The sequence below is a fragment of the Roseibium sp. RKSG952 genome, assembly GCF_009711355.1.
Genome location: NZ_SMMF01000963.1, coordinates 180,370 through 188,316, shown reverse-complemented (window position 1 = coordinate 188,316; position 7,947 = coordinate 180,370). Strand labels below are relative to the sequence as shown.

5 protein-coding genes are annotated in these 7,947 nt (G+C 57.0%); 4 read left to right on the top strand and 1 reads right to left on the bottom strand.

Annotated features, from left to right (window positions below; all coding sequences use genetic code 11):
• Positions 1 to 1,056, top strand: a 1,056-nt coding sequence (mltG, locus tag E1297_RS47060) for an endolytic transglycosylase MltG (protein WP_155151872.1), incomplete at its 5' end; no start/stop codon positions are given.
• 304 nt (positions 1,057 to 1,360) lie between these two features.
• On the opposite strand, the gene E1297_RS47055 is transcribed toward mltG, so the two are convergent.
• Positions 1,361 to 2,611, bottom strand: coding sequence for a DEAD/DEAH box helicase (locus E1297_RS47055; RefSeq protein WP_209016456.1), 1,251 nt, complete (start codon positions 2,609 to 2,611; stop codon positions 1,361 to 1,363).
• Between the two features lie 361 nt (positions 2,612 to 2,972).
• Between E1297_RS47055 and E1297_RS47050 the strand changes: the two genes are divergently transcribed.
• The 3 genes from E1297_RS47050 to E1297_RS47040 all read left to right on the top strand — a co-directional run.
• On the top strand, positions 2,973 to 4,316 hold the full coding sequence (locus tag E1297_RS47050; RefSeq protein WP_155151075.1) for a hypothetical protein: 1,344 nt from the start codon (positions 2,973 to 2,975) through the stop codon (positions 4,314 to 4,316).
• A 463-nt stretch (positions 4,317 to 4,779) separates the two neighbouring features.
• Positions 4,780 to 6,195 carry a DNA-packaging protein gene (locus E1297_RS47045; protein WP_244328143.1) on the top strand — a complete coding sequence of 472 codons (1,416 nt, stop codon included), beginning with the start codon at positions 4,780 to 4,782 and terminating at the stop codon, positions 6,193 to 6,195.
• 849 nt (positions 6,196 to 7,044) lie between these two features.
• On the top strand, positions 7,045 to 7,947 hold a 903-nt coding region (locus E1297_RS47040), incomplete at its 3' end, for a phage portal protein (protein ID WP_155151868.1).

Here is a 7,947-nt window from a genome sequence, read left to right as displayed (position 1 = left end):
GGCCCGCTTGAAACCGCCATGTGCCTGCAGGTGAAACCCGGTTCGAACATGACCAGGGTCAGCCGCGAGCTTGAGGATCAGGGGGCGATCAGCAGCGCTACGATTTTCCGGATGGCAGCCGACTATGCTGACAAGTCTCAGCAGTTGAAGGCGGGCAGCTTTCTGGTGCGTGAAGGCGCATCGATGGAAGAGATCGTCGATGAGATCACGCGTAGTGGCGCCAGCACCTGCGGAACCGAGATTGAATACCGTATCGGTGTGACCCGCACTCAGACGCGCGTGCGCGAACTGGACCCGGCGACACTGAACTTTGTCGAAATCGCTTCGTTCGAAGTCGGCGAGGATGAAGTTCCTGCAGTATATGGTGAGAAGCGGAATGAGGCGGATACGCGCTATCGCATCTCATTGGCTGAAGGGGTGACAAGCTGGCAGATTGTAGAAGCTCTGAAATCGGTCGACATGCTGGCGGGAGAAGTGGCTGAGATACCTGCTGAAGGTATGCTGGCGCCGGATAGTTATGAAGTAACGCCGGGTGAAGATCGAAATGCAGTTCTGCAGGAGATGCAGGACAAACAGCAGCTAAGAATTAACGCCGCTTGGGAAGCGCGTCAGGAGGGTCTTCCGCTGGAAAGCCCCGAAGAGATGCTGATCCTTGCCTCGATCATCGAAAAGGAAACCGGCGTTCCGGAAGAGCGCGGACAGGTCGCCAGCGTCTTTGTGAACCGACTGAACCAAGGCATGAAGCTGCAGACGGACCCCACGGTGATCTATGGTGTTACAAAGGGACAGGGTACTCTGGGTCGCGGTTTGCGGCGTAGTGAGCTGAATAGGCCAACCCCTTGGAATACCTATCAGATTGATGGTTTGCCGCCGACACCGATTGCAAACCCGGGTCTCGCAAGCCTTGAGGCAGCGGTATCGCCTGATCAAACGAACTACGTGTTCTTTGTGGCTGATGGTACGGGCGGGCATGCCTTTGCCGAGACACTGCAGGAGCACAATCGGAACGTTGCCAAATGGCGCGAAATCGAAGCCGAGCGGAATTCGGGTAACTGACCCTGTTAATAAAAGTTCGAAGCCATCTGCGTCTTGGCGCGGATGGCTTTCTTGTTCGGTGAAAGAAGGTGTTCTTGGATAATACGTGGTTCGCGACGAACCCTGAATTTCAAAGGCCTTAATCGAGAATGCGGATTTTAGAAGTTTCGCTTCCAAATGCAGAGCTTCGAGAGATCTTGGTCCATATCAATGGAACTCGCTGGACAGCACAACTGGGGCGCAGACCAACCGAATTTTTCTGCTATATGAGACTGGCAGTCACGAGGATCAAAGGGCACACGCCACTCTGATCCTCGAGTTTTGGTTATGCAGCCGGACGGCGACGCGGACGCCGTTTTTTGTTGGCGGGCTTTGATGCACCTTCAGGCTTGAACTGTGGTCCTCGTCCCCGGCGGGGGCCATTGCCGCGGCGTCCTGCTGGTTTCTTGGGCTCCACAGCTTCGGGCATGGTGCCACTGGCCACCGGGATTTCGATCTTCATCAGTTTCTGGATCTGACGCAGCAGATCGACTTCTTCCGCCGAACAGAACGCAATTGCTTCGCCCTCGCGGCCTGCGCGGGCTGTACGACCGATGCGGTGGACATAGTTGTCAGGAACTTCGGGCAGGTCGTAGTTGATCACATAGGCAACGCCCGGGATGTCGATACCGCGCGCTGCAACATCGGTTGCTACAAGTACGTTAATCTCACCCGCGCGAAAGGCCTTGATGGCACGATCGCGCTGTCCCTGGCTTTTGTTGCCGTGAATCGACGCAGCGTTGTAACCATCCGCCACCAGGCCCTTCATCAATTTCTCAGCACCGTGTTTGGTGCGGGAAAAGACCAGCGTGAGAGCGTCGGTATCCTGGGACAGGATTTCGCGCAGCTTTGATGGTTTTCCGGGTTTGCTGACGAAGTGGATCGATTGGGTGATCTTGTCTGCTGCCTTGCCCGGAGGCGAGACCTGAACCCTTTGTGGGTTGGTCAGGTAAGCGCGGCTGAGTTCTTCCATCTGCTTGGGCATGGTGGCCGAGAACAACATTGTCTGGCGCGGTGTGCCCAGCTGTGGAGCAATCTTGCGAAGCGCGTGAATGAAGCCGAGATCCAGCATCTGATCAGCTTCATCGAGAACAAGGTGCCGTACCGAGCTGAGGTCAACAGCACGACGCTCCATTAGATCGATCAGGCGCCCGGGGGTCGCGACGAGAATATCCGTGCCTCGTGCCAGAAACATGATCTGCTTATTGATCGACTGGCCGCCAACTACTGTCGCGACACGCAGTTTGGTTTTCTTTGTGAGGTTGCGCAGGCTGTCAGCGATCTGGTTCACCAGTTCACGGGTGGGGGCAAGGATCAGCGCTTTGGCAGTTTTGGGGTCCGGCTTTCCGGGCTGGGCAAGCAGATGGTCGATCAGTGGCAAGCCAAAGGCCAACGTTTTGCCGGTACCGGTCTGCGCCAGCCCAAGAATATCATGCCCGTTCAGCGCCAGCGGGATTGCCTGGTTTTGAATTGGAGTGGGTTGAGTGAAATTGGCGCTTTTGAGCGCATCGTTAAGCGCTGGCGCAAGGCCAAGCATGTCGAAGTCGAACAATTAACTATCCTTTTGCGTCCATGAGGATGACTCATGGACAAGTCATGACGGGCCGCATCCGCGACCGACAGGGGTTGTGCGAGACCTCAGAAGATGCAAGCGCACCCTGCATCATCCGGTCGTCGCGTCAAGAACCCTGCGTGATGGGGAACTGGTGAAAGTCGGGCGCTGTGGGGGCTGTTCAGGGCCCACGTGCTCACGCGGCAGCGCGGTGTTGTGGTCGCTCATGCGGGGTATTGGGGGAAATGTCAAGTTTTGCCTCCAATCCGGGTTGATCTGGCGCTGGATTAGCGACGCAGGGATGTGTACTCAGAATATCCGAAAGCCATTCGTTGGAGCTTTGTCCTTGAAAACTATTGGATCGATTGTTTTTGCGGGCCTTCTAGTGGCCAGCGATCCGGTTTCTGCCGAGGTTGATACATGTCTGGCCGAGCCGACGCGCGATTGCGTGTTTGGTCTCGCGACCGAAGCTGCCGAGGCCGAGTACGATCCTGGCTATTGGATGCGGAGCACCCTTAGGATTTTGGTTCATCAGGAGCGTTCGGGTGCGCCTGATCACGCAGAAACGCGGGCAGCGTTTCTTGCCCATTTTGCAGAAAAATGGCCCGATGTGGCACGGCAAGGCGCACTGTTGAGGTTTCATTCAGACGTTTTGATTGGACCGTTGATGAACGAAGCGCCGGAAACGGCGGCGGATTTTGCGACGTATATTCTCGATCTCATGCCGGAGATTGAGCCCAAGAGGCAAAAACACGCAAAGGCCGCGGCGGGCTATTTCCTGATGTTTGCAGGAGATCGAGCAAAGGTTGAAGCGCTGCTTGAGGCGGCAACTGCCGAAGAGCAGGCCTTGCTTGAGCGCGAAGTGGTCAATGTTCTGATTCTGCAAGGGCGTTATTCGGAGGCGCTGCAACTTATCGAGACAGTTGGAGTGCCCAAGGAGCGGTTATTTCTGAAGGCTGACGGCATTGATACTCTTGTGAAGAAGAAAGAATATCAGAATGCGCAAGATCTTGCAGGTCATCTGCTGGATGCTGAAAATCGCGCTTTGCATCTGTCAAATATAGCCTTGGCCATGGCGATGGACGGCGAGGTAGATGGGGCTCTGGAACTGCTTGAGTTCATGAAGCAGCAAAATCTGGATCGCTACGATTCGAGCACCGATGACTTTGCCCTTGTCCATGCGGTTGCGGGCGATACGAAACAAATGGAGTTGCTGATTTGGTCCATTGAAAATTCTCATGTGTTTTCGAGCGTCACAGTCGACGGGATCAGAGCCGTTCATGCGGCATCTAGCGGGAACAACGGCGAGATATTACTATATTTGCAGGATGCAGAGGATCGCTTTGACTACGAGCGACGGTTGTGGACCGTGGGGCGTGCTTATCTGCAGTCCGGTTACAATGACTTGTCGCTGTTGGGTCTAAGTATTCCTGCAGAATATCAACGCGAAGGATTGGGTGTTCTTGGGTATTTGCAGATGCAGCAAGGGGATATAGAAGGTGCTCTGGACACGTATGAGGACCTTTGGCGTTTGCACCCCAACTCAAATGGGCGTTCTGTTTTTGACGACCGGAATTTCGCGCTTGAGCGACTGATGATAGCGCAAGGTAGGGTCGGGGAAGCGGTCAAACTTGCCTATGAGCGCAAGGATTCCCCGGCTTTGTCGTTTCTTGCAACGATGGTTCCGTAATGCGTCGCATTGCCTTTACGGGAATTGTTTTTGGTAAACCCAGGTGAGCGATTGTTGGGCCCTGTCTTAATGTTTCGTTCGGTTTCCGTACGCTCCGTGTTGCATCCATGTTGCGTAACTCATTGACTTTGCGAACTTAATCATATATACCTTGTGTCATGCTAGAAGACGTGAACAACGGCCCTGGGGCGACCCGGTGGCCGTTTTTCGTTTCTCTCGTGCGGAGAAAACTAACGCATGAGGTCACAGGCAAACATGACTTTGATTACCCCGGAAGAGCGGATGTCCCAGACGGCAGAACTTTTGCAGTCGCTTGAGGCATCCATTCGCGGTTTGCGCCAGGCAGCGGAAGAACTGCGCAGGCAAATCGGAACCGGGGAGGATGCAGATCTTGCTGGTTCAGCCAAGCAACTCGGGCAGTTAGAGGGGCTGATCCGAAGTTGTCAGAAAGTGGAGACAAGCTTTGTCGAACAACATTACAGACAAGCCGGAATTGCCCAAGGGGGATACGCGCTCGACCTTAACCGAGCTCGATTTGAGGTCGGGTGCCGGTTGGCTCGCCTCCGCACCTGTTGCGCTGCAGGACAGATTTCTGAGTGAGATCGGGGAGGGAGGGCTTTGTGCCCTTCCTTTCCTGTTCGAGTTCTGGGCGTTGCCGCATCAGTTGCCACCCGAGGGAGACTGGCGGTCATGGGTCATTATGGGTGGGCGCGGCGCGGGTAAAACGCGAGCCGGGTCAGAATGGGTGCGGTCGATGGTCGAAGGAGCAAAGCCTTTGGACAGAGGTGAGGCCAGTCGGGTGGCGTTGGTTGGTGAGACCTTTGACCAGGTGCGCGATGTGATGATCTTTGGTGATAGCGGGATATTGCAGTGTTCTCCGCCGGATCGCCGACCCACCTGGAAGGCATCGGAACGGAAACTGATCTGGCCCAACGGGGCCGAGGCGCAGGTATTTTCTGCGCATGATCCGGAGGGGCTGAGGGGACCTCAGTTCGACGCAGCCTGGGTGGACGAGTTGGCCAAGTGGAAGAAGGCCGGAGAGACCTGGGATATGCTGCAATTCGCGTTGCGATTGGGGGATCAACCGCGCGCGTGTGTGACCACCACCCCGCGCATTGTTAAAGTCTTGAAAGACTTGTTGGCGTCGCCGTCCACCGTGCAGACCCATGCGCCGACCGAGGCGAACCGGGCCAATTTGGCAGACTCCTTCTTGCAGGAGGTGCGCGCGCGCTATGCGGGCAGGCGGTTGGGGCGGCAGGAGCTGGACGGGGTGCTGTTGTCGGATGCCGAGGGGGCGTTGTGGACTGGATCGATGCTTGAGGCGGCGCGGTGCGGGCAGGTGCCTGCGTTGGATCGCATCGTTGTTGCGCTGGACCCGGCGGTGACCTCCGGTTCAGATGCGGATGCATGCGGGATTGTGGTCGTGGGCGCCCAGCTACAGGGGCCGCCCGAGGAGTGGCGTGCCTACGTGCTGGCCGACCGGACAGTGCAGGGGGTCGGCCCGGCGGGGTGGGCGCAGGCGGCGATTGACGCGATAGACGAATTCGGGGCCGAACGGCTGGTGGCCGAGGTCAACCAAGGCGGGCAACTGGTGGAAGAAGTCGTGCGGCAGGTGGACCCCCTGGTCCCGTTCCGCGCGGTGCGGGCCTCACGCGGCAAGGTCGCGCGGGCCGAGCCTGTGGCGGCTTTGTACGAGCAGGGGCGAGTGAGCCACGTGGCCGGGCTGGACGCGCTGGAGGAGCAGATGTGCCAGATGACCGCACGCGGGTTCGAAGGGCAGGGCTCGCCCGACCGGGTCGACGCGCTGGTCTGGGCGCTGCATGAACTAGTTGTGGGGCCTGCCGGGGCGTATCGGCGGCCGAGGGTGCGGAGTTTGTGAAGTTCATTCACTAACTTCTCAGCGCGCCGTACCAATGAAACGAAGTCAACAGTTTTGATCGTTCTATCCCGATAGGGCGCAATACTGGGCTTGATATTGGTGAAGCAGGCTTAGTAGCCGATGAGGCTGCTCAGCGTCTTGCAATTCGTTCATCCCGAACCAGTAAGATTTTTCGGGAGAAAACTCCATGGAACCGTAAAGGTCGCCTGTTCCATACGGAGTAGGACTATGCGGTTCGATAAATCTAAACACTATCTCCCCGAATTGAATATGCTCCGCTAGGCTGACAGTACCCCAATCCGAGCTGTTGGGATCATTGGGGTCAGGTAGGTCAGTTCTCGCGAGATCAAAAGTGATGCTGAGAGTTCGTATGCCTTGATCTGTCGTTTCTTCAGCCACGGCAGTCAGATTGCAGCCGCGCACATCAATGTAGTTTCGAAAACGTATTTCAGGGAAGTATACACGACTGCCAATCTTGTTTCCTCCCTCGATCCGTCGGGTCTCGGAAGATTTCTCTATTTCTTGAGCAAGCGATGACTGGGCGTCTTGCGCTAGTGAAATTTCAAGGGGAGTGAATACCAATAGGCTTGAAAATACTATGTTTCTCATAGGTTTCCCGACTTTACGTTTCTTCTTCTATAAGGGAGCGTGAAGCGAGATAGAATGATCACAACCGAAATTTTAGAACCAGTCGTTATGTTTTGATTGGGCTACGCGTTACCAAGTGTGGGTTTAGCTGTCTCAAACCCGTTGCCCACCCCCCGTACGCCCAGTTCCCGAGGCTTAAACTTCTTTCCGTCATAACTCCTTTCAACAAGCCGGGCAGAGCGGCGGCAGAAAGGAGCACAGATGGTATTCGATTTCTTGCGTCGTGGAGCGGCCGGGGAAGCGCCCGAGGCGAAGGCCAGCGCGGCAGGCCCCGTGGTGGCGTGGCAGACGGGTGGGCGCGTGGCGTGGAGCCCTCGGGATGCGGTGTCGCTGACACGCACGGGGTTTTCGGGAAACCCGGTGGGGTTTCGCTCGGTCAAGCTGATTGCCGAGGCGGCGGCGGCTTTGCCACTGGTGCTGCAGGATCAGGCGCAGCGGTTTGATGTGCATCCGATCCTGTCGCTGATGCGCCGTCCGAATGCGGCGCAGGGGCGGGCGGAGTTGATGGAAGCTCTGTTCGGGCAGTTGCTGCTGTCAGGCAATGCCTATGTCGAGGCGGTACAGGCCGACGAGGGGTTGCCGGTTGAACTACATGTGCTGCGATCCGACCGAATGAGCGTGGTGCCAGGCGTAGATGGTTGGCCCAAGGCGTATGACTACGCGGTCGGCGGTAAAAAGCACCGGTTTGCGGCGGAAAATATCTGCCATATCAAGTCGTTCCACCCGCAGGATGATCATTATGGGTTCTCGCCGATGCAGGCGGCGGCGATGGCGATTGATGTGCACAACAGCGCGTCTCGGTGGTCAAAATCGCTGTTGGATAACGCGGCTCGGCCTTCGGGGGCGCTGGTTTGGAAGGGCGGCGATGGCCATGGGGTGATGGCAGAAGATCAGTTCCGCCGACTGTCAGATGAGATCGAGCAGAACTATCGCGGGGCGCGGAACGCCGGACGGCCGATGGTTCTGGAAGGGGGGCTGGACTGGAAGCCGATGGGCTTCTCTCCGTCCGACATGGAGTTTCAAAAGACCAAGGAAGCCGCCGCCCGCGAGATCGCGCTGGCCTTTGGGGTCCCGCCGATGCTGCTGGGGATCCAGGGCGACGCA

Coding starts and splice junctions, on each gene's coding strand:
- E1297_RS47055 (WP_209016456.1), bottom strand. CDS start 2,611: ATGCTTGGCCTTGCGCCAGCGCTTAACGATGCGCTCAAAAGCGCCAAT.